This is a genomic window from Micromonospora sp. D75, assembly GCF_018070405.1.
Classification (GTDB): domain Bacteria; phylum Actinomycetota; class Actinomycetes; order Mycobacteriales; family Micromonosporaceae; genus Micromonospora; species Micromonospora chalcea.
In genome coordinates this window covers 1-980 of sequence record NZ_JAGPXV010001058.1, presented here as the reverse complement: position 1 = coordinate 980, position 980 = coordinate 1, and the positions used below count along the sequence as shown (strand labels likewise).

General features: G+C 74.8%; 1 protein-coding gene and 1 pseudogene. Both read right to left on the bottom strand.

Going from position 1 to position 980, the window contains the following annotated elements; translation table 11 throughout:
- A pseudogene (locus KBX39_RS34180) lies at positions 1–246 on the bottom strand (hypothetical protein); the annotation flags it as partial.
- Positions 247–349: 103 nt separating this feature from the next.
- Positions 350–980: zinc-dependent metalloprotease (locus tag KBX39_RS31950; RefSeq protein ID WP_210874142.1), on the bottom strand; the 631-nt coding region annotated here is incomplete at its 5' end.

Sequence of the window (980 nt, the reverse complement as noted above, 5' to 3'; positions counted from 1 at the left end):
GGGCTGCAGGCCGTGGTCGACTGTCACCAGGCCCGCCGGGCGGCCGAGGCGGGGAGCCACGAACGCGGTGGCGGCGGCGAGCGCGAGCGAGTCGGCGCCGCCGGAGCAGGCCACCAGCACCGGTCCGGCGCCGGGCAGGCCGGTCAGCGTCCGGCGTACGGCGAGCCGCACGGCGGCGACGGCGGGAGCGGGCGACGGAGAGCGGCGCGATCGCGCGCCGGAATCAGCCCGGCCGGGGCGATCCACCGAGCCAGCCGGATCCGCCGAGCCGGCGGGACCGCCCGGCACGACCGAGCCAGCCGAACTCAGCGCACCGACCGAACTGGGCGAACCACCCGGGCCGGGCGGGTCAGCCGAGGGGCGGGGTGGCACCGGCGGGCCCGTGTACGCGGTTCACCCAGGCGTCCGGGTCGCCCAGCTCGTCCAGGCGCGGCAGCGTCAGTGGCGACGAGAAGATCTTGTTGAAGCCCGGCATCCCCACCCGGTCGACCACGCCGTGCACGAACTTGCGACCCTCGGCGTACTGGCGCATCTTGACCTCGATGCCGAGCAGCCGCCGGATCGCCTTCTCCAGCGGGTTGCCGGACTCGCGGCGGCGGTTGAACGCCGCCCGGATCGACTCGACGCTGGGGATGACCTGCGGACCGACGCCGTCCATCACGAACTCGGCGTGCCCCTCCAGCAGCGTCATCAGCGCGGTCAGCCGGTCCAGCACGGCGCGCTGGGCCGGGGTCTGCACGATGTCCAGCACGCTGGCCCGGCTCTCCGGGTCCTTGACCGCGTCGGAGAGCGTGGCCACGCCGCGGCGGAGCCGTTCCAGCAGGTGCTCGCCGCCCTGGGAGGCGTCCACGAACGCCTGCACCTCGCCGAGGAAGTACGCGCGCATCCACGGCACGGCGGTGAACTGGGTGCGGTGGGTGACCTCGTGCAGGCACACCCAGAGCCGGAAGTCGCGCGAGTTCGCGCCGAGCTTCCGCTCC